This window comes from Vibrio sp. 1557 (genome assembly GCF_033340175.1).
Classification (GTDB): Bacteria; Pseudomonadota; Gammaproteobacteria; order Enterobacterales; family Vibrionaceae; genus Vibrio; species Vibrio alginolyticus.
The window spans coordinates 314,497-334,405 of the sequence record NZ_JAWOVZ010000003.1 but is presented as its reverse complement, the minus strand read 5'-3'; the positions used below and the strand labels follow the sequence as shown (position 1 = coordinate 334,405).

Annotated in this window: 23 protein-coding genes; 12 read left to right on the top strand and 11 right to left on the bottom strand. The window is 44.7% G+C overall.

From position 1 onward, the window contains the following. Positions 1 to 386 precede the first annotated feature (386 nt). Complete coding sequence (gene lafA / locus R7070_RS07200) at positions 387 to 1,238, top strand: lateral flagellin LafA (protein ID WP_005375019.1); 852 nt, start codon at positions 387 to 389, stop codon at positions 1,236 to 1,238. A gap of 70 nt (positions 1,239 to 1,308) precedes the next feature. Here the strand turns inward: lafA and R7070_RS07195 are convergent, their stop codons facing one another. Further along, on the bottom strand, positions 1,309 to 1,596 hold the full coding sequence (locus R7070_RS07195; RefSeq protein ID WP_318141176.1) for a hypothetical protein: 288 nt from the start codon (positions 1,594 to 1,596) through the stop codon (positions 1,309 to 1,311). Positions 1,597 to 2,012: 416 nt separating this feature from the next. Here R7070_RS07195 and fliD point away from each other — a divergent pair, with 416 nt between their 5' ends. The 9 genes from fliD (at position 2,013) to R7070_RS07150 (ending at position 8,644) form a co-directional block, all read left to right on the top strand. Next, the gene (fliD, locus tag R7070_RS07190) at positions 2,013 to 3,359 is read left to right on the top strand and encodes a flagellar filament capping protein FliD (RefSeq protein WP_005375015.1); all 1,347 of its coding nucleotides are present in this window, start codon (positions 2,013 to 2,015) and stop codon (positions 3,357 to 3,359) included. Between the two features lie 32 nt (positions 3,360 to 3,391). Beyond that, a complete protein-coding gene (fliS, locus tag R7070_RS07185) occupies positions 3,392 to 3,778 on the top strand; it encodes a flagellar export chaperone FliS (protein ID WP_005375014.1) in 387 nt (128 codons plus the stop codon). Continuing rightward, complete coding sequence (locus tag R7070_RS07180) at positions 3,762 to 4,082, top strand: hypothetical protein (RefSeq protein ID WP_005375013.1); 321 nt, start codon at positions 3,762 to 3,764, stop codon at positions 4,080 to 4,082. The genes fliS and R7070_RS07180 overlap by 17 nt, the downstream gene beginning before the upstream one ends. Further along, positions 4,079 to 5,152 (top strand): flagellar hook-length control protein FliK, encoded by a 1,074-nt coding sequence (locus R7070_RS07175; RefSeq protein WP_054574905.1) that lies wholly within the window; start codon positions 4,079 to 4,081, stop codon positions 5,150 to 5,152. The genes R7070_RS07180 and R7070_RS07175 overlap by 4 nt, the downstream gene beginning before the upstream one ends. Before the next feature lie 22 nt (positions 5,153 to 5,174). Continuing rightward, positions 5,175 to 5,675 (top strand): flagellar basal body-associated protein FliL, encoded by a 501-nt coding sequence (gene fliL, locus R7070_RS07170; RefSeq protein WP_005375011.1) that lies wholly within the window; start codon positions 5,175 to 5,177, stop codon positions 5,673 to 5,675. Positions 5,676 to 5,687: 12 nt separating this feature from the next. Then, complete coding sequence (locus R7070_RS07165; RefSeq protein ID WP_005375008.1) at positions 5,688 to 6,416, top strand: FliA/WhiG family RNA polymerase sigma factor; 729 nt, start codon at positions 5,688 to 5,690, stop codon at positions 6,414 to 6,416. A 10-nt stretch (positions 6,417 to 6,426) separates the two neighbouring features. Next, entirely contained in the window at positions 6,427 to 7,284 is an 858-nt protein-coding gene (motA, locus tag R7070_RS07160) for a flagellar motor stator protein MotA (RefSeq protein WP_005375006.1), read from the top strand. Further along, on the top strand, positions 7,284 to 8,279 hold the full coding sequence (locus R7070_RS07155; RefSeq protein ID WP_005375003.1) for a flagellar motor protein MotB: 996 nt from the start codon (positions 7,284 to 7,286) through the stop codon (positions 8,277 to 8,279). The genes motA and R7070_RS07155 overlap by 1 nt, the downstream gene beginning before the upstream one ends. 77 nt (positions 8,280 to 8,356) lie before the next feature. Continuing rightward, entirely contained in the window at positions 8,357 to 8,644 is a 288-nt protein-coding gene (locus R7070_RS07150; RefSeq protein ID WP_005375002.1) for a hypothetical protein, read from the top strand. On the opposite strand, the gene R7070_RS07145 is transcribed toward R7070_RS07150, so the two are convergent. The 4 genes from R7070_RS07145 to R7070_RS07130 all read right to left on the bottom strand — a co-directional run bounded on the left by R7070_RS07145 (position 8,641) and on the right by R7070_RS07130 (position 10,187). After that, entirely contained in the window at positions 8,641 to 8,859 is a 219-nt protein-coding gene (locus R7070_RS07145) for a DUF6500 family protein (RefSeq protein WP_017634431.1), read from the bottom strand. The genes R7070_RS07150 and R7070_RS07145 overlap by 4 nt on opposite strands. A gap of 10 nt (positions 8,860 to 8,869) precedes the next feature. Then, positions 8,870 to 9,247, bottom strand: a complete 378-nt coding sequence (locus R7070_RS07140) for a PH domain-containing protein (protein ID WP_005386881.1) — start codon at positions 9,245 to 9,247, stop codon at positions 8,870 to 8,872. 112 nt (positions 9,248 to 9,359) lie between these two features. Further along, positions 9,360 to 9,575 (bottom strand): TIGR02450 family Trp-rich protein, encoded by a 216-nt coding sequence (locus R7070_RS07135; protein WP_005374999.1) that lies wholly within the window; start codon positions 9,573 to 9,575, stop codon positions 9,360 to 9,362. 138 nt (positions 9,576 to 9,713) lie between these two features. Then, positions 9,714 to 10,187, bottom strand: a complete 474-nt coding sequence (locus R7070_RS07130; RefSeq protein WP_005374998.1) for an HPP family protein — start codon at positions 10,185 to 10,187, stop codon at positions 9,714 to 9,716. Positions 10,188 to 10,285: 98 nt separating this feature from the next. Here R7070_RS07130 and R7070_RS07125 point away from each other — a divergent pair, with 98 nt between their 5' ends. Continuing rightward, the gene (locus R7070_RS07125) at positions 10,286 to 10,831 is read left to right on the top strand and encodes a TetR/AcrR family transcriptional regulator (protein WP_025768600.1); all 546 of its coding nucleotides are present in this window, start codon (positions 10,286 to 10,288) and stop codon (positions 10,829 to 10,831) included. A gap of 84 nt (positions 10,832 to 10,915) precedes the next feature. Here R7070_RS07125 and R7070_RS07120 read toward each other — a convergent pair whose 3' ends face one another. Then, positions 10,916 to 13,354: a formate C-acetyltransferase/glycerol dehydratase family glycyl radical enzyme gene (locus R7070_RS07120; protein WP_025768601.1), complete on the bottom strand. Its 2,439-nt coding sequence runs from the start codon at positions 13,352 to 13,354 to the stop codon at positions 10,916 to 10,918. A gap of 2 nt (positions 13,355 to 13,356) precedes the next feature. After that, positions 13,357 to 14,298 carry a glycyl-radical enzyme activating protein gene (locus R7070_RS07115; RefSeq protein ID WP_025768602.1) on the bottom strand — a complete coding sequence of 314 codons (942 nt, stop codon included), beginning with the start codon at positions 14,296 to 14,298 and terminating at the stop codon, positions 13,357 to 13,359. 254 nt (positions 14,299 to 14,552) lie between these two features. Between R7070_RS07115 and R7070_RS07110 the strand changes: the two genes are divergently transcribed. Further along, entirely contained in the window at positions 14,553 to 15,227 is a 675-nt protein-coding gene (locus R7070_RS07110) for a fructose-6-phosphate aldolase (protein ID WP_213879410.1), read from the top strand. Positions 15,228 to 15,734: 507 nt separating this feature from the next. Here the strand turns inward: R7070_RS07110 and R7070_RS07105 are convergent. From R7070_RS07105 to R7070_RS07090, 4 genes are all read right to left on the bottom strand, one after another. Continuing rightward, positions 15,735 to 16,163, bottom strand: a complete 429-nt coding sequence (locus R7070_RS07105; RefSeq protein ID WP_318141175.1) for a DUF2809 domain-containing protein — start codon at positions 16,161 to 16,163, stop codon at positions 15,735 to 15,737. Beyond that, a complete protein-coding gene (gene creD / locus R7070_RS07100) occupies positions 16,150 to 17,490 on the bottom strand; it encodes a cell envelope integrity protein CreD (RefSeq protein ID WP_256900239.1) in 1,341 nt (446 codons plus the stop codon). The genes R7070_RS07105 and creD overlap by 14 nt, the downstream gene beginning before the upstream one ends. A 75-nt stretch (positions 17,491 to 17,565) precedes the next feature. After that, on the bottom strand, positions 17,566 to 19,008 hold the full coding sequence (creC, locus tag R7070_RS07095) for a two-component system sensor histidine kinase CreC (RefSeq protein WP_256900238.1): 1,443 nt from the start codon (positions 19,006 to 19,008) through the stop codon (positions 17,566 to 17,568). After that, complete coding sequence (locus tag R7070_RS07090) at positions 19,008 to 19,718, bottom strand: response regulator (RefSeq protein ID WP_017820544.1); 711 nt, start codon at positions 19,716 to 19,718, stop codon at positions 19,008 to 19,010. The genes creC and R7070_RS07090 overlap by 1 nt, the downstream gene beginning before the upstream one ends. Positions 19,719 to 19,909 lie beyond the last annotated feature (191 nt).

The following is a 19,909-nucleotide window of genomic DNA, read 5'->3' as shown; positions in this document are numbered from 1 at the left end:
GCTACGACGATTAATGGGTGTAGCCGATCAGATCGTAGCTTCTTGATTTAGTTCCATCGATTTAAGCAACAAAGCCGAGGAATAGTTGAAACTCAACCATTTATATTTAAAACAGCACGATTTATTCGTGCTGTTTTTTTATTTATAACGGATAACCACAAGATCATTGGGCAATAGTTTCTTTAACTTAACTAAAAAATTTAGGCTTATATGATGATTTTCCCGGTTTTCATGGAATACAAATCACTAAAAATCATCAATTTTTATCTTTTTTAGAAATTTTTTAATTTTCAAATTAATCATTAAAGCCGACCGACCGCCTCTAGTTAGTGACAAGGGAATATCCCGAGGCCTGAAAGATATAGTGACTAACTAAGGAGACTAAGATGGCTTTATCAATGCACACTAACTACGCTTCGCTTGTAACTCAAAACACAATGAACACAACAAGCGGACTTCTAAACACAGCAATGGAACGTCTAAGCACAGGCTACCGTGTGAACTCAGCTGCTGATGACGCTGCTGGTCTTCAAATTGCTAACCGTCTAGAAGCGCAAACACGCGGCATGTCAGTAGCAATGCGTAACGCACAAGACGGCATCTCTATGATGCAAACTGCTGAAGGTGCGATGGATGAAATGACAAACATCGTTTACCGTATGAACGACCTTGCTACACAATCGTTGAACGGTTCAAACAGTGCAACAGACCGTGCGTCTCTTAACAAAGAGTTCACACAGCTTACTGCAGAACTAAACAACATCGTAGACAACACTAAGTTCGGTGGTCAAAACCTTCTTAAAGGCGGCGGCTTCGGTGCAGGTGACGTAACATTCCAAATCGGTGCATCTTCTGCTGAAACATTGACTGTAAGCGCAAGCGCAGGTATCGGTGAAATCACTACTATTCTTGCTGATGCAGCAATTACAGATGGTATCGATGACGCGACTAAAGCAAAAGCAGCACTAGACAAAATCAGCGGCGCTGACGGTCTAGTAGAAAAAATTGGTAGCTCTCGTGCAGACTTCGGTGCGAACATCAACCGTCTTGAGCACACTATGGCTAACCTTGGTAACATGGTAGAAAACGTTACAGCATCTAAAGGTCGTATCATGGATACAGACTTTGCAGTAGAGTCTTCAAACATGACTAAGAACCAAATGTTGATGCAAGCAGGTACAACTGTTCTGTCTCAAACTAACCAGCTTCCAAGCATGGCAATGTCACTACTACGCTAATTACTTAGTTAATAGTGCGCTTAATTTAAATCGTCTTAATTATAAAGCCTTCCTATGGAAGGCTTTATTTTTATCTACGAATATAAATAGAGCTCGTATTATCTTTGTGAGATTCAGGCACTCTGAATCCGAATTTCAACATAATATTAAATAAAACCTTATTAAACAGTTCTAATTCTATCGTCTCTAATTTGCTTCCTATTTTACTATCTCTAAGTTCAGGAAAATTGAACTTAGCCTCCTTTAAGATACTAGCTATCTCATCAGAATTGATGCTCTGTTTAATTAATAGTTTTTTGTTAATGAACTCTTCATATGCACGAGCACATTTCATCAATCGTAACGCAAATTCATTCATAACTGACATTCTTTGAAACGTAAAAAATTTAATTTTTAGTGAGAACACTTGCACATCGCACTATCAAAAATAATATCAGAACGCAATTAATGCACTCTGTAAGAATTATCTGAATCAAGCTGAAGTAAAGGCTGAATATAACGTCTAATTAAAACATCTCTCCTAATTAGAACCGTCAATACAATTAAATATTTTCTTTGTTTAGGTCGCCTTTTCTTATAAGGAAATTACTTTTTCCATGGAGGAAGGCGGAACAAACAAGGTGGAAACACCACTTCCTCCCAAGAAAACAAAATAGCTCTAAACCTTTGTTTTAATTGAATTTAATATACGGCACGCATCTTGCCACTGATAATTAAACTAAGGCGTAGCATTCAAAGTATTCAAGCCAATAAGAGATGAGAGGAGCACACCTCATGAGTTCTTTAGACCCAGTAAAAATGGCAACCCAATTCGCACAATTGGACACAAACCCATTCAAAAACCGTTACCAAGCGCAAGCTAATGTGTACCAGTCACAACTGTCAGCTTTTAATAAAGTTGAAAGCGCACTACGTGATTTTCGTACTGCAATGAAAGAGATGAATAACAGCACAAACAGCATCATCAAAAACAGTGCGACACTCTCTCAAGAAGGTAACTTTACTGCAAACGCGGATGCTAAAGCGCTAACGGGTAACTATCAGATTTTTGTAGAAAAAGTGGCAACGGCGCATCAAGTATCTACAGGTATGCCTGCAGACCTTGAGGCAACGACAGAAGTACCAACAACTGGATCTTTAGAATTCACCATCAACGGTGAAACAATGACTCTAGACTTGTCCTCCGTTGATGTTAATGGTGACGGCACTGCAACGATCAGCGATTTAGCCAGTGCGATTAACAATCACACGGATAACCCTGGCGTTAACGCCACTCTAGTTCGCTCGAATGGTCAAACACACTTTATGCTATCGAGCACTGAGACTGGTGTCGAAAATAAGATCAACGTATCTGCATCGGGTACTGGCCAAGCGTGGTTTGAAGACGCCTTCACCAACCTCAAGCAAATTAACGCTCCGCAAGATGCGGTTATGTGGCTAGGTGCAAAAGACTCAGGCCTGAAACTAACCAACGCAAGTAATACTTTTGAAGGTGTCATCGACGGTGTTGACATTACCGTATCTAAACCGCAAGCCGCGGGAGATTCGCCAATCGGTTTAAAAATTGGAGCTGATAGCGAAGGCACTAAAGAACAACTAGATAAGTTTGTGGAAACCTACAATGCCCTTGTTTCGACTATCGATCAGTACACCCAAATTGGCGGTGAAGATCAGAAACGCGGCGTGCTCGCTAGCGACTCGACATTGCGTTCTATTGAGAGTCAGTTAACGGGGTTAATCCGAGGTGAACACAATGGTATGCGCCTAAGCGAAATCGGCGTGAGCCTAGACCGCAACGGTAAAATGAAAGTTGATCAAGAAAAGTTCAAAGAAGCTCAACAAACAAACAGCGCAGGCTTAGAGGCGTTGTTTAATGGGGATGACGCTTTGCTAGATTCTCTTGACGCGATGGTAGAGCCTTTCTTGAAGTTCTCATCAGGAACCTTCAGCACGCGTAAAGACGCAATACAGTCAAGCTTAGACCGAATCAAAGATAAACAAACCAATTTAGAGCGTAAGTACGAAATGTCGTACAACCGCTATCTCAAACAATTCACTCAAATGAATTCAATTATGACCCAAATGAACCAAACCATGTCCATGTTTAATGCTCAAAAATAAGACATTTGGTTCCAAATTTAGGAGAAATATTCATGCTTATGGATTCTGGTTACGATTCGTACCAACAAGTCGATCTCGACGCTCAAGCGGCAGCAGCAAATCCACACCAATTGGTCATCATGTTAATCGATGGCCTACTCGATGAAGTTGAACGTATTCGCGGCCACCTAGCCGCAAATCGTTTGGCCGAGAAAGGGAATGGAATCAACAAATGCATGAACATCTTGATTGGACTAACAAGTGCTTTAGATGATGAAAACGGCGGTGAAATTGCGGAAAACCTACGCCAGCTGTATGACTTCTGCCAAGTCGAACTTTATTACGCTAGCGTGCAAAACGATGCAAATCGCTTGGTTAACGTTGAGCGTGTAATGGGTAACATTCGTGAAGGTTGGATGAATTTTGGACAACAAGCATAAAGTATCGCCAGAGCGATTCCGTCATTTATCTCAGCTCATCCAGTTCGCCGCAAAAACGGCCGATTGGCATGCGCTCAAGCGGTACGACTTGCAGTTGCGAGAGCTTTTGATCAGTCACAAGCCTTTTTTGAAAGATCCTAAGCTTGCACCTGAAATCCAGCGAGCGAAAACAGTGCACGCTAATGCCTTCGCAGTATTAGAGAAGTCGACCAACGAGTTGAAAAAAGAGATGAACATGGTCAATGACCATCAAGAACGCGCTATGGCCTATCAATTAGCAATGACCATGGAGCTAACTCAATGATCATACCTTCTTCAACTCAGCACTCGGGTAATTCGCCAGCTAACAATGAGGGTCACATCAAGCAAGCGAACTCGGTACACGGCTTTTCTCATGGTTTTAAATCAGGGAACAAGCAGAATGGTGAGCAAGACTTTAACTCTGCGTCAGCGGTACCGAGTTTTCACCTTACGGCCTCTACTTTGAACAGCGCAAACAAAGTACAAAGTCATGGTTTTGATACTGATGACCGCTCAGCTTCAGATCCGGATGCCAACTTGACCAGTACACTAGGGTTAACAGAATCGACTGATCTTGCAGCGCAAGCTCAAGCTTTAACCCAGGGTATGATTACCATGGCAGAGAAGCAGGCTGAGAAACTAGGAAAAGCGTCATCTTTAATGACTGCGAGCGAAGTTAAGTCTGTTACTCAAGATTCGTCTAACGCTATGTTAAACACATCTTCAAAACAAGATGTGAAGCAAAGTCTGCCGACTTCATCGAGTTCGCGTTTGCCTATCTCCGGTGCTGAGTTTCAAACTCTTTTGAATCAACCTGTTCAAGGGCAACCAACCGCATCTCTACTTCAAGCACAAGCTCCTACAACACAACCTGCACATTCACCGGTTGCGACGAGTCATATTCAAGCTCAAGGCTCTGAGTGGGCAGCGGTGCGTGTTGATACCACTGCCGGAAAGTGGGGGGAGCAAATGATGCAAGTTTTACATGATCGCGTGACGCTCCAAGCTCAACAAAATGTACAAGAAGCAAAAATCCGCCTAGACCCACCAGACTTGGGGAAACTGGATTTACTTGTACGTGTTGAAGGTGACCGATTAAGTGTCCACATCAACGCCAATGCCGCAGCAACACGAGAAGCTTTAATGCAAGTTTCGGAACGATTGCGTACTGAGTTACAAGAGCAAAACTTCGTTCATGTCGATGTCAATGTTGGCTCTGATCAAAACCAAGGTCGAAATGACCCACATGCAAACGAAGAAGACGCCAATATTTTCGCCGCACGAGAATCTGGTGCATTCCAAACCACGACAACAACTAACTATTCAGAACACTGGCTAAGCACTCAAGCTTAGTGAATCTTCGAGGAAAAAGGTTATGACCAAACAACAAATGATCGCCCTGTTTATCGCCATGATCATCACCAGTGCCCTCGTTTCGGCCGTCACAATTATGGGCGGAATCTGGTACTTAAACAAACACGCTCAAGAGTCACCTGACTCTGGTTCACTGATCGAAGACTCTCCACTGTCTTTTTTGGTCACAGAACAACCGACAAGTAAAGGTCCTAGCTTCCATCCTTTGGACAAAGTCGTTTTGACCGTTAAAGGCAAGAAACAGACTCACTTTGTGATGCTAGAACTGGCAATTGAGACACGCCGTCCAGAGCGTATCAAAGAGATCGATGAATACATGCCTATGGTACAAAACTCTCTATTAAAACTGTTTAGCGACAAAACGTTTGATCAGTTACAGCAAGCGGGTGCCATCGATATTCTGCAAGACGAAGTGAAGCAAACGCTTCTACTCGCTTTTGCTAAAACAGACATCGTCCGAGAAATCGACGATGTTTTGTTGACTAAATATGTTGTGCAATAACGGAGCACAACCATGTTAGACATGAATGTACAAGACACTTACACCACAGAAGAGGAAGTGACAACACCGTCACGACCAATTGATGAAAACGCATTGCTACAACGTCATCAGGTCATGGTAAAACGCGTAGTTAACCAGCTGCGCGTTCATGCCACTTCTCACTGTAGTATTGAAGATATGCAGCAGATAGGCCTTATCGCTCTAGTCGAGGCTGGACGCCGATATGGCGATGTTGACGATCCTCACTTTCCTGCTTTCGCCGTTTGTCGAGTTCGGGGAGCTATTTTAGACGAATTACGCCGACTAGATTGGCGTTCACGTAAGACTCGTCAACAAGCCCACGAGCTCAACGACGTGACTCGAGATCTCACTCGAACGTTAGGTCGAATGCCAACGGATGCCGAAATCATCCAGGCTTTAGGGACGAATGAGCAAGATTATTACAACCGCCAAAATGCCGCTCTCGCAGGCGAGATGCAAAGCCTTGACCAACTGATGGAGAGCAGCGGTGATAGCTACATTGGCGGACAATACGATGGCATGGAACATGAACATATTCGTCGTAGTTTAGACAGTGCTTTGGGTAAGTTACCTAAGCGCGATCAACTGCTCCTGACTCTGTTCTATCAACATGAACTCAACTTACACGAAATAGCTCTGGTATTGGATCTGACACCACCTCGTATATGTCAGCTTCACAAACAAGCGCTGAAACAACTCAACCAATTAATGTCCTCTTAGGAGTCACAAGATGCAAAAGTTTTTTGGAGTGCTCACTATCCTGGTGTGCGTCTTCGGTGGATATATGTGGGCCGGTGGTAGCTTAGGTGCTATCTGGCAGCCAGCCGAATTCCTTATCATTATTGGCGCCGCTGCTGGTTCTTTGATCATCGGTAATCCGCCTCATGTACTAAAAGAAATGCGTCGACAAGTGCCAGCGACCATTAAAGGTCCAACAGAAGAGCATGAGTACTACATGGAATTAATGGCACTACTCAACAACTTGCTAGAGACAGCGAGAAACCGCGGATACAAGTTTCTGGATTCTCATATTGAGGCTCCGGAGCAAAGCTCTATGTTCCTCGCTTACCCGACGATCGCAGAAGATCATCGCCTAATTTCTTTCATTACTGACAATTTACGTTTAATGGCAATGGGACAGATGTCGCCTCATGAATTAGAGGGACTGCTAGAGCAAGAAATCGAAGCAATACAGAACGAAATGCTTTTACCTTCACGCTCACTACAGCGTACAGCAGAAGCACTACCTGGCTTCGGTATTCTTGCAGCAGTTGGTGGCATTATTATCACCATGCAAGCTATTGATGGCTCAATCGCTATGATTGGGTATCACGTTGCGGCAGCTCTCGTTGGTACATTCATTGGTATTTTCGGTTGTTACTGTGGCTTAGATCCACTAAGTAACGCCATGGCTCAGCGAGTAAAACGTAATATGACTGCTTTTGAGTGCGTTCGTGCAACCTTGGTTGCCTACGTAGCGAAAAAGCCGACATTGCTCGCCATTGACGCTGGTCGTAAACATATTCAGCTAGACATCAAACCAACATTCAACCAAATGGAGAAGTGGTTAGCTGAACAGGAGGGATAATGCAAAAACAAGAGCATGTAGTGTTCAAACGTGCCAAAGTATACAGCCATGATGAGTCGTCTCATGGCGGCGCGTGGAAAGTCGCGTTTGCTGACTTCATGATCGCCCTAATGGCGCTGTTTCTTGTACTTTGGGTTATGCAGGTGGTAGACAAAGAAGAGCGTAAAGCGATTGTTGCCCACTTGCATAGTTCAAGCGTATTCGACAAGAGTTACGGCAACCCATTTGATACGTCACAAAGTATTTCTCCTATCGACTTGGCACAGGACTCTTCTGTGCCAAGTAAACACAACTCCAACCATGTGGTAAGCTCTTACTTCAAAGGTGATGGGGATGGACCAGAAATTGATTCTTTGATTCCTGGTAACTTCGATACTCAAGAGCAACTTGCCGCACTAGCAAAAGTAATTGAGCAAATGACTGCCCAAATTAATGCGCAGGGAAATGTAAACGTCACGGTGACACCACAAGGTTTGCGTATCGTCCTTCAAGATGATTACAAACAGCATATGTTCAGCCGTGGTGGTGCAGAACTTACTCCTTTTTTTGAAGATTTACTGCTCGCACTAGCACCTGTATTTCATCGTGTTAACAACCCTCTGATCATCAGCGGACACACAGATGCAATTCCATTTAAAAAGCGTTTTGGTCGTCAATCTAACTGGGCGTTATCAGCCTCTCGAGCAGACGTAGCAAGAAATACGTTAGTTGAAGGCGGTATGCCGGACGATAGAGTAATGCAGGTAACGGGTATGTCAGATAGAGCGCTGCTTAATCCTGATGAGCCAGATTCTAGCGAAAACCGTCGTATTGAGCTGTTTGTTTTAACGACTCCTGCCGCTAAAGTGCTTGAGACCCTTTTTGGCAACCACCAAGAAAGTGAACTGCAAAAAGCGAAAGATAAGGCTGAATTTAACCAACCAGTCATTCGTCAAGAAGTCATCAATTACTCCGGCGATACCGCCACCAGCGAAGTAAAAATTCAAGAATTATAATCTTAAAAGGTCACCACTCTGATGGTGACCTCTCTAACCAAAGCCTCTGTTACTGTGACTTTTTAGTTGAGTTCTATATGCACATAACATCATCCGAAAAAAGAAAAAGCGACTTACTGAAGAAAGCCTTTTTATGGCTCATTGTCTTCGATTACCTTTTATTGGCGTTTTTCTTAACTCAGCTATCAAGTATGACACTAAACAGCGGAACCATGATCAGCTTGTTACTTGTTGTTTATAACGTCTTACTTGTTTCGCTATGTTTTCAACGAACCAACAAGCAGGACTCTTACATTATCTACCCTGTTTTGTCCGCAACATTATTAGCATTTGTCTGCTTTCTTTACTTCTTTTTTTTAATTTAGCTCCCCGACTCGACCATTGATTTTATTTTTACTGCTTTTTCGAAGTGGTCGAGCTGATGAGTCTGAATCCACCACGTAGCCGCTTCCATCAACAGCTCTGGGTCGTCATTTTTATTAGCGAAAAACGCATAAAATGAGAGACCAACCAATTCACCTTTACTCGCGATCTTTTTGTCACAGACCTCTATAATTTTGTCTCTCAGCGAAGCTCTCATTTCTAATCCCTTAACCTAGTACATACTCACTAACCATACGGTTGAAAGAAATCAAATCAAACGAGCCTTTAATTTCAAAACGCACTCTTCCCACCTCACTCATGAAGAACTCGATTTCACAATCCAAATCAAAAGTACCAGAGGTCTCGATAGAAAATGCATTGATCTTACTGTAAGGCAAAGAAGTGTAATCCACTTTTGAGCCGGTAATCCCTTGCACATTTGCCGCTATCACTCGCTTGTTCGTAAACACCACTTGGTCACGAACTGTTTTAAAAGCAGCGAAAATAGTCTCACCATCAATCAAGAACTTAAGGAAGTCTTCTCTGGCATTAGAAACGTCAATCGGCTTAAGCTTAAATACAGAGGAATTGTCGAAATCAATCATAATTAATCCTTTGAGTGGGCGTTAGAACGAATTATCAACGTATCAGATAGCACCACTTTTGCCTACTCGCAACGCACGTTTCTGCTTGATTCGCCCAACAACGAAGCGTCACTCACTTCCACCCTTGCATCCATTGCTCAGAGTCTTTTAGGTCTTGCCAGTTCATCTCTCGGTCGCGTTTACTCATGACTGCCTCGATGACACATCTCACAACGTTACCATCTTCATCTAGTTCCATTTCCGTCACGACAAAATGCTTCTCTTTGTTTTTAGGTGAAATTGCCGTCCATTTACTGTGCAATAGTTTCTTAGGGTGGATTCTGTTCATCGCATTGTACCAATTTAACTACCATGTTGATGTATACGACTGAATACCAAGAGAGAATCAGATTTTGTTTTTGCAAACCGACAAAAGATAAAACCGCAAAAGAGATCACTCCCTTTCGCGGCTCTAACTACAATCCGACTAGGTCTTCTGACCATTCAGTCGAGGGTTTAAGTACTGACTTTGTAGCAACTGTAACCCTTTACCGACCAGAACAATCACTACCGCGCCAATCAGGACAGGCGTGAAGAGAAAACTCCATCCCTGCCCAGACGCCATGATCAAAATTGGATTTGCCCCCGCAGGTGGATGAGTGGTCTTCGTAATCAGCATCGCAGACACACCTAGCCCCGTCGCAATCGCGAGCGTGACCGGCGTGACGTCAACATACTGGCTAAACGCAATACCGATAGATGCCGTAATGAAGTGACCAATGATCACGTTTTTTGGTTGAGCGAGAGGGCTGCTAGGCACCCCAAACACCAGTACTGCGGTAGCACCAAATGGTGCCATCAGGAGTACAACCTCAGTCAGTGATACCTCAGCGTAGGACAATACGCCAATAGCCAACGTAGCGCCAAGCCCGGCAACCAACGATAAAATTAAATTATTCATAAACACCTCAAAGTAGACCGAATTGTCTACAAAATAAAATAGACAAATCTGTCTACCTTTGTCAATATGTGTTTATGGAACTTTTTGAGGACGTAGTTATGAACAAAAAGAAACAGTTATTGATCGACACAGCTTTGTCACTGTTTTATAAACAAGGCATCAACTCTATTGGCATCAATGAAGTCCTCAATGTTTCCGGCGTGGCTAAACGCACGCTATATAACCATTTTGAGAGCAAAGAAGCGCTTATCATCGCCGCATTAGAACAACGCCACCAAGTATTTATGGAATGGTTGGAGGAAAAGCTTTCTTCAGCACAAACGTGCGCGGAGGTGATCGATCAGTTATTTACAGCACTCAACGGCTGGTTTCATGGCTCTGAAGAAAAGTTGGGCGAGTTTCGCGGTTGCTTTTTCATCAATACGTCCGCGGAATTCAGTGACGACAGTGGCGAGATCGCAACGTATTGCCGCTACCATAAGCAGCAAGTCAGAGAGCTAATTCATCACTATCTCAAATCAGACAACGCTGCATTACTCGATGCCATTTGCATCATGAAAGAGGGCGCGATCACTACCGCTTACATGACGAAAGAGTACGACAACATCACGAAGAAATGCGTGACCATTTTGCACAAGCTTTAATGCGTTCAGGTATAGTCATTTGCGGATTAAGTATGCAAACCAAAGGCACCAATCGGTGCCTTTCGTTTTAGTTAGTGAGTGTACTTACAGCTCGTGCTCGGTACGAGCAATGATATCGTCTTGAGCATCTGGTGATAGCGCGGTGAAGAAGGCTGAGTAGCCTGCAACTCGCACAACCAGATCACGATATTGTTCAGGGTTCTTCTTCGCTGCTAGCAAGGTCTCGCGAGAGACGATGTTGTACTGAACATGCCAGCCTTTGTGGTGGTTGAAGAAGGTGCGAATCAACATAGAAAGCTTGAGCTTGTCCCCTTCAGACTCAACTGCTGCCGGGCTTAACTTCTGGTTAAGCAGCACGCCACCAAGGATCTTATTCGCTTGAATCTTACCAACCGAGTTGTACACTGCCGTTGGACCTAAACGGTCTGAGCCAGATGACGGGCTTGCACCTTCTGCCAATGGCGTTTTCGCTTTACGACCATCTGGCGTTGCCATGGTTGAAGCACCGAATGGGACGTTTGCCGAGATACTTGATGTACCTGCGTAGTAACCGCCGCCAATTGGACCACGCCCATGACGCGTATTAACGAACTGCTCTAGCTCATCAATGTACACTTGGTAAGCGTCTGCCAATAGTTGGTCTACCGCGTCATCATCGTTACCGTATTTTGGTGCAAAGTTGATAAGACGTTGGCGAAGCTGTTCGTTCTCCATGCCATCGAAATCTTCTGCCAATGCTTTTGCTAGCTGTTGTTGTGAGATAAGGGGCTGAGTGATTTGCGCATCATCGAAAACAAGGTGCTTGATGGCAGCTAGGCTGTTACCCAAGTTCGCGATACCGACTTGCAAACCAGATACCCAATCGTATTTCGCGCCACCTTCTTTCACGGTTTTACCGCGAGCCAAACAGTCATCCACCAGCGTTGAACAGAAAATGTCTTGAGCTTGCTGTTCAAGTACGCTGTCGACTACAGTATCAATCTCAATCGATTTACGGGTGTAGTAGCGGATTTGCTCTGCCCAAGAAGCGGTCACTTGCTCAAAGTTCTCAAAGTTGCCTTTTGCTAATGACTTATCGTGTGGCAAGAAAGCTTTACCCGTTGTTGCATCCACACCTTCGTTCAATGAAGCTAGCAAGATACGGGCGAAGTTAATGAAGCTCATGCCCGTACAACGGTAACCCCATTTGCCCGGAACTGCGGTCTCGATACAGCCGATAGATGCGTAGTTGTAAGCGTCTTCTTTCTCTACACCAAGCTTGATGAATTCAGGAATAACAATCTCATCGTTGTTGAACGCTGGCATACCGAAGCCGCATTTAATCACTTCAATACAGCCCATTAAGAACTCTTGGTTTAAACCTTCATGGTAACGCACACTCAAGTTAGGTTGCGTCGAACGTAACTGACCACAAGATTCCAGAATCACCCAAGAAAGTGGATTCACTGCATCTTCAGGCTCACCTTTTTCATTCAACTTCTGACCGCCGATACACACGTTTTGATACAACGGAGAACCTGCGGAGGCTTTTGAGTGCGCGCCAGAGCGAATCTTGTTTACTTCAAGCAACTTCAACCAGCAGCTTTGTAGCAACTCTAGTGCAAAGTCTTTTTCAATCGCGCCGTTTTCGATATCGCGAACATAAAACTCGTTGAGGAATTGGTCCATACGACCGAAAGAAACCGAGTGACCGTTCGATTCGATTTGTAGCATCAATTGAACAAAGTAGCTCAATTGCAGTGCTTGCCAGAAGTTTTCTGGAGCGTGGCTCGCGACATGACGACAGTTTGCCGCAATGCTTTCTAACTCAGCTTTGCGCAGCGGGCGTGTCTCTTCTAACGCCATTTTTGCCGCCAATTCAGCGTAGCTCACCATGTGATCTTGAATCGCAAGCAGTACGATTTCGACCGATTTGTAGAACTGCTCTTTCTTCAAGCCTTCAAAGGTCGAAACATCATTGTTAGCACGGTGCTGACGAACATCCTCTAACAAGCCGTTCATGCCTAGCTTCAAGATTTTCTCGTTATCCACCGCAAGGTGCGCGTCACCCGAAGTCATGTTGCCTTCAGCTTTAATGATGGTGCTGGCTAAGATTTCTTGCTGCTCATCAGTGAACAAGCCATAACAACGGTCTTGAACAGTTTTACCGCGCCAATACGGTGTGATGCTGTGGATGCTTTGCTTATCTTCTTCAGTGACCGCAAAGCCTGCACCAGGACGGTCGGCTAGCTCATCAATTTCCGCTTCAATCCAACGCACTGTGTATTCTGGGAAAATAGGCGCAGCGCGTACTTTGCTCGCTTGGTTACCGACGATTAGCTCATCGTGTTTAATCCAAATAGTACGAGTGCGTAAGTGCTCTTGCAGTGCTAGCGCACGTTGGACAATTACAGGTTTGTCTTCGTTTGCTTGATAAGCACGAGTGTATGCCTCTGCACGCTCGGTACAGACAGGTGGCGTTACGATATTTACCAGTGCCGATTTGTGCGCTTTGATACGCTCAGGAAGGTAATTCAGGTCCATAGTTAACCTCTTACAATCACGTTAAGTTGGGTGTTTTCGCTTGCGTATTGCATGGCGCTTTCTAGCAGTTCTGGTTTGTTTAGTGGCTTGTCAGAACACTCGTAAGGCATATCGAGCAAACGGTATTTATTGATGCCGAGCGTGTGGTACGGCAGCAAGTGAAGTTCTTGGCAGCTTTCTAGTGAAGCCGCAAAATCGATGATGTCTTTCAACTCTTCGATGGTGTCATTGAACCCCGGCACAACGGGAACACGAATCACAATGCGTTTCGCGATAGGTGCCAGTTTTCGGAAATTGTCTTTGATGCGTTTCAGTGAACCTTTCGCCCAGCTAAGAAACTTTTCTTCATCAGTGTGTTTTAAATCCGCCAACCAGCAATCAATATGCGGCGCGGCTTTTTCGACATTCTTCCACGGCACATGCATGCACGATTCAATGGCGGTAGAGACTTGGTTGTCATGCAGACGCTGCGCGAGTTCTGCCACCAAATCTGCTTGCATGAGTGGCTCACCACCGGAGAAGGTCACACCACCTTGGCTTTGGTCGTAGAAAGGTTTGTCTTTCATCAAGGTGTCGAACAACATGTCTGATTTCGCCTCTTCACCGCAGACAGTCAGTGCTTGCGTAGGACAGACGTCTCGCAGCGCGATCAGCTGGTCTTCTTTGATGGCTTTGCGATTGATGATGATCTGGTTGTCGATGCGTTGAATACCATCGCTCACCGTTTCACTATCCGCTCTGGATTGAGTTGTGGCTTGATAAGCAGAAACGCACAGTTGGCAACCTTCCATACAGCTTCGCTGATCAAACAACAGTGAATGTTTTTCGCTGCGACTTTCTGGGTTTTGACACCAAGGGCAAGACAAGCTGCATCCTTTAAGAAAAAGAATGGAACGAATGCCATCGCCATCATGGGTAGAGAATCGTTGGATATTGAAATACATCTCTGCTTGCCTCTTGGTCTGTGCTACCGCTGTGTACTTAATCCGTTTCTTGCTGGTTAAGTCTTATCAGCGGCTTTTCTTTGTTCGAACTGAAAGCTTCATTTGAGCGTTTACAAGTTTCACTCAACTTTCATTTAATGAAATTATTATAGTTTCAAATGAAATTTCAATTGATCAAAATCAAGATCTCGTTCGATTGTCAGATCTATAGTGATCCCATCATCAAAACGAAGATTTTGTTTAAGGTAGAAACCATGATCGAACTTTATTTAGATACTGCTGATGTGGCAGAAGTAAAACGCTTTAACCAATGCCTACCGCTAAAAGGCGTGACGACAAACCCAAGCATTTTGGCGAAATCAAAACAGGGACTGAATGAAACCCTAGCAGGCATGCAAGAAGCACTTGGCGGTACACCTCGCTTTCACGCTCAAGTCGTGAGTTCAACCGTCGAAGGCATGGTGGCAGAAGCGCGCCAACTGAATGAATTGCCTTACGATATGGTGGTAAAAGTGCCAGCAACAGAAACAGGCTTAGCTGCAATTAAGCTAATGAAAAAAGAGGGAATTCAGGTTCTTGCTACCGCTATCTATTCAGCTCAACAGGGTTTCCTTGCGGCACTGTGCGGTGCAGACTACCTAGCACCTTACGTAAACCGCATCGATGCGATGAACGGCAACGGTGTTGAAGTGGTCGCGGATCTTCAATTGTTGCTCGATCAAAACCAACTACCAGCGAAGATTTTGGCAGCCAGTTTCAAGAACACTCAACAAGCGATGGAAGTGATGAAACTGGGTATAGAAGCCATCACATTACCGACCGATGTGGCAGCACAAATGTTCACTCACCCAGCAGTAAAACCGGCGGTTGAGCAGTTCGATAAAGACTGGAAAGAGACGTTCGGCGATAAACTTTCATTTGAAAGCTAATTAAAAGTAGCAGCTAGATGTCTTAGTTAGGGTCTATTGAACTTTCATGGTGAGATTTTGTTCGAGATAAAAGCGTTTTAATCGCGGCGAGAGGTTTGCCGCCTAGTCATTCTAAGCAATTACCTCTCAACAAAGAGTAAAACGCTTTTAGCCGAACCCTTCGGGCAGCGTTTGTGGTTCATTTCTACTTCATTACCGGCTTATCAGTTACACCAACTACATTTCAAATGTCTCTGCCTCATATAAATTACCCACAAATAGCTGCAAAAATCAGCTTGAAAGCTCAATAGACCCTATTAATAAAGGGAGTCTTAACTCACCCTGTGCGCCGGTGAGTTTAAGATTCCCTTTTGTATCTCATATAAAGAGGTGAGGTTTACAGCAGTTCTCTATTAGTCAGTGACCAAAGGTACACTCGCTTGAGTAAACTGATTTTGAGCCTCTTACGAATACCTCGTTTGGAATGGCGGAGTCGGTTTGGTAAAGCAATGGCTTTCACTTCGGTTTTCATTTCTTTTCCATCCACCAACACAGTAGACCTCCGATGCAGTAAGCCTGCAGATCTTTCCAATCAAATGTGGCGCCCAAAATTACAGCCAGAGGAGATGAAGATTCGATACCAAGCCAAACCGCGACCTGTAAAAATTGCCCTAACTCAACAGCAAACGCAATCAAAACCACCAGTGAAACCAGCCAGTTAACGGGCATGGAGAACAAGCTTGCAAGAAAGTAGTAGAGCCAAACCACAACCAGAACATCACCAAATGTCGGGCGAATAAAGTTGTCTCGAACATAGAGCGCAATAACGATCAATGTGATAAAACACACCAAGCTTTTCAGTCCATTTTCTGCAGAAAATCGCAGGTGGATAGCGGACGTCACTTCCACCATATCGCTTGGCTGACCAGTGAGAGTTGCTCGTTTAACCATCTTCATGATTCGCCTTTGCACTTTCTTCTGCTTTCTTATTTCGTGCGTACCAGTCGATGTTGCGTGTAATAACCATAGTGAAGCTCAAAATCGCGAAACACAGCAATGTCCCCATAACCAATGCGTAGCTTTCTGCTTGTAGCAAGCCAAACAGTAATCCGTAGAGAGTGAGCAAACACGCTCCGAATACCGCGCCGTGCTTGGTGTTGCTCAACATACCGCTCACGTACACACTTAAAAGCCCCGCCGAGGCGATTGCCGACACCACATACGCCCAGTTAAAGCCGAGGTGTTCACTCATCGAAATCAACAACAGATAGAAAAGCGCTAAAGCCAGACCAATAAAGCCGTATTGCACTGGGTGAACCGGACGCGCTTGGAACAGCTCCAGTAAGAAGAAACTCGCAAATACTAATGTGATAACCAACAGTGAATAGTTAACGGCTCGGTGGGATTTCAAATAGTGGTCAACGGGGTCAATCAAATCTACGCCCATTTGTCGCTGTTCAAGCTCGTGACAAGCGTGATTCGATGACAAACAGCTTTGGAACAGCTGCGCGATATTGGTTGAGAAGTTGTTGCTCGCCCATTGCGCGTTAAATCCATCTTCAGATACTTCTGATGATACCGGTAAGTAATCACCAATAAAGCTTGGATGTGCCCAAGTTGAAGAGAGTTCAACCGTTGTTTGACTGCCGATTGGTGTGACTTGAAGCTGCCCCATCCCTTGTAGCAAGAAGTTAAGATCGAATGCCAAAGGTTGTGCTGGGTTTAGGTCTGCAAGTGTCAGATCACTGTGGAAGCCTTGTGGTAACTGATTTAACCCCGTTCCCGGTGCGACTTCGATATAAGAGCTCGCCATGGTCATGTCATCCAAACGAATCAATCCACGGCTGTCTTCAATGCCAACGACTAGGCTCATGTTGTCAATATCAAGCCCCTGCAACGCCGCGAGATCGTCTGCATCAAAAGTGCCTTTCAGTACCACTTGTGCTTTGTATAAACGCGCGCGGTAAATGCCTCGGTACTTTTCAAAACTGTCCAGATTCGCGCTCATATCAAAAGTGCTAGGTAAAAGAAATTTACGACGCTCTTTAATCTGTACTTTGTCATCTCGGTAACTGGTTTCGGTGTAGTTAACCATGATGAATGGACCAATGATGCGCTGTTCGCCGCTACTGCTGCGTGCGATGTCGTTTCTGACTTCATCTTGGCGATATGAGCGTTCTGAGATCAGCCCTGTGACCATTGAAAGCGGGATTTGCAGTAAGACAAACAAAAACAGCACGAAGGCGAACTTCGTGCCGAGTTGGTTATTGAGGATCTTTTTCATATTTCATTCTCCATTTGCTGATGGGAGTAATCTAAGTCAGCAATTTGGAGAACGAATGGAGCTAATGTGGAGTTTCTATGGAGTTGGTAAAACAAGAGTCACTTTCACGCCAGAATCGACGTTTTCGACTTGCAACTTACCCTTGTGCAGTTTGATCACTTGCTCAACAAAATTCAGCCCGAGCCCAGTGCTCTTAACACCATTTTCCCGAGCGAGGGAGTAGAAGCGCTCGGTTAAACGAGGCATTGCATAGTCGGGAATGTGAGGACCTGAATTGAAAATCGACAAGCACACTTTCTCTTTCGCGACCTCAGCTTTCCATTCAATGCATCCCTCCGAATCAACAAAATCCAGCGCATTGTCCATCAAGTTAAAAACGGCTTGTTTCAGCAAGAAGGCATCACCAAACACGGAGAGATGGTCATCAATTTGGATTTTGGCAGTGACCGACTTAGCACTCAAACGCGCATCCGCCGATTCAACCACTTCATTGACCATTTGTTTTAGCGAGATAGCTTCGACTTGTTCTAGTTCAGGGCGCTTTTCAAGACGAGCAAGTTCTAGCAACTTATCAATCAATGACTGCATGCGATCGCTTTCTCGCTCAATGTTGCCAGCAAAGCGCGTGACCTTTTCTTCAGGCAATGGCATTTGCAATATTTCACTCGCACCTTTAATTGCTGATAACGGACTTTTCAGCTCATGAGTCAGCGTCTGTACGTACTCTTCCACATACTGTTTACCATCGAGCTGATTGCGCATTTTCTCTAATGCATCACTTAGCGTGCCGTACTCATAAAAGATACGAAATGTCGGCTTAGAGACCTTTTCACCTTCACCCATTTTGGTCGCGTAGTCTTCTAGCTTGTTCAGTGCTGAGTGAATTCGCCAAGCAAACAATGCCCCTGCTAGCAGCACTAACCCACTCATCCACACCATCCAAAACAACACATTGCGTTTAGAAAGATCGATGAAGGGTTGTACTGAGCGATTGGATTTGGCTACCGTCACGCTGCCAATGATTTCACCTTTGTGGTAAATGGGCGCAGCCACGTGCATAACGGTTGAGAGCGGATCTTTCGGGTCTTCGATGGTACTGCGCGCGCCGTATTGACCACGCAACGTGAGATAAACATCGTTCCATTGCGAGTAGTCTTTGCCTACGTCTTGCTGCCAAGAATCCGCAATCACAATGCCTTGTTTATCGGTGATGTAAATTCGATGGTTAATCGCTTTTTTACCGATTTCCCAAATGCGCGCTTGAGGCTCTCGCTGTCCATAAGCCGTTAATAGTTTGGAGAAGCGACTCTCAGACAACTTGTCATTCGCGACGTCTTCTTCCGCCAATACCGCGAGTAAGTTCGCCATATCCACTAGCGTCTCTTCGGTGGTTTGGCGCACGGTTGGCTTAAGTTCTTGGACAACCGTTTTGCTCACCATGTAAGCCGTCATCCCGACTAAGATGAAGTAGAGAAAAAACAGTCTGAGTCCAAGCGGGATCTTCGGCCAGCGATTCATCATTCACCTTTTATGCAGTAAAAGTAACCAAAGCCACGCTTGGTACAGATGCGTTCAGACATCTCAAACGGCTTCAACTTATGGCGAATGGCTTTGATGTGGGTATCGATATTGCGCTCGTACGCAGCTTCCGGCGCCATGTCAGCAGCGATCATAAGTTGCTCTCGACTCAATACATTGGAAGAGACGGAAATCAGCCTATCGAGGATCTTAAATTCCACCGCAGTTAACCCAAGCATTTGTCCACCGACACCGTAGTCGAAGTTCTGCGCAACCAAATCTTGACTAAATTGAGGTTGTTCTGGAACAGCTACAGGCTCTGGTTTGTGCTCCATCATTGGCGCTTTAGCTTTGATTCGAAGTTTAATGCGAGCCAACATTTCGCGCGGGCTAAATGGCTTAGTCACGTAATCATCCGCGCCAATTTCCAAACCGACTACGCGGTCAATTTCATCGCTTCTTGCGGTGAGAAAGATTATGGGAATATCAGAAAACTCACGGATGGTTTTGCATAATTCAAAACCATTGCCATCCGGTAAGCCTACGTCTAAGACAAGTAACGCTGCGGAGTTGTGCTGCAAAAAAGCTAAGCCCTCTCCTGCTGTTGCAAACCACTCTGCGTGGTAGCCATCCATCTCTAATACATGAATCAGGTTCTCTGCGATAGCAGATTCATCCTCGATAATAAGGACGGTGGGTTGTTCGCTCAATGTCTTAGCCTCATTGACGGTGTTTATCTTTATGTTGGTATTATCACTTAATTTGGGGCCAAGGCTAGTGGATTGATGCAGCAAAGGCGCAGTTCGTGGATAATACTAATCAAACACACTTCTATTCAGCATAATAAATTTATCACTTAGATTAATGAGTCACCACAATTGTGAATACAATGATTTCAACC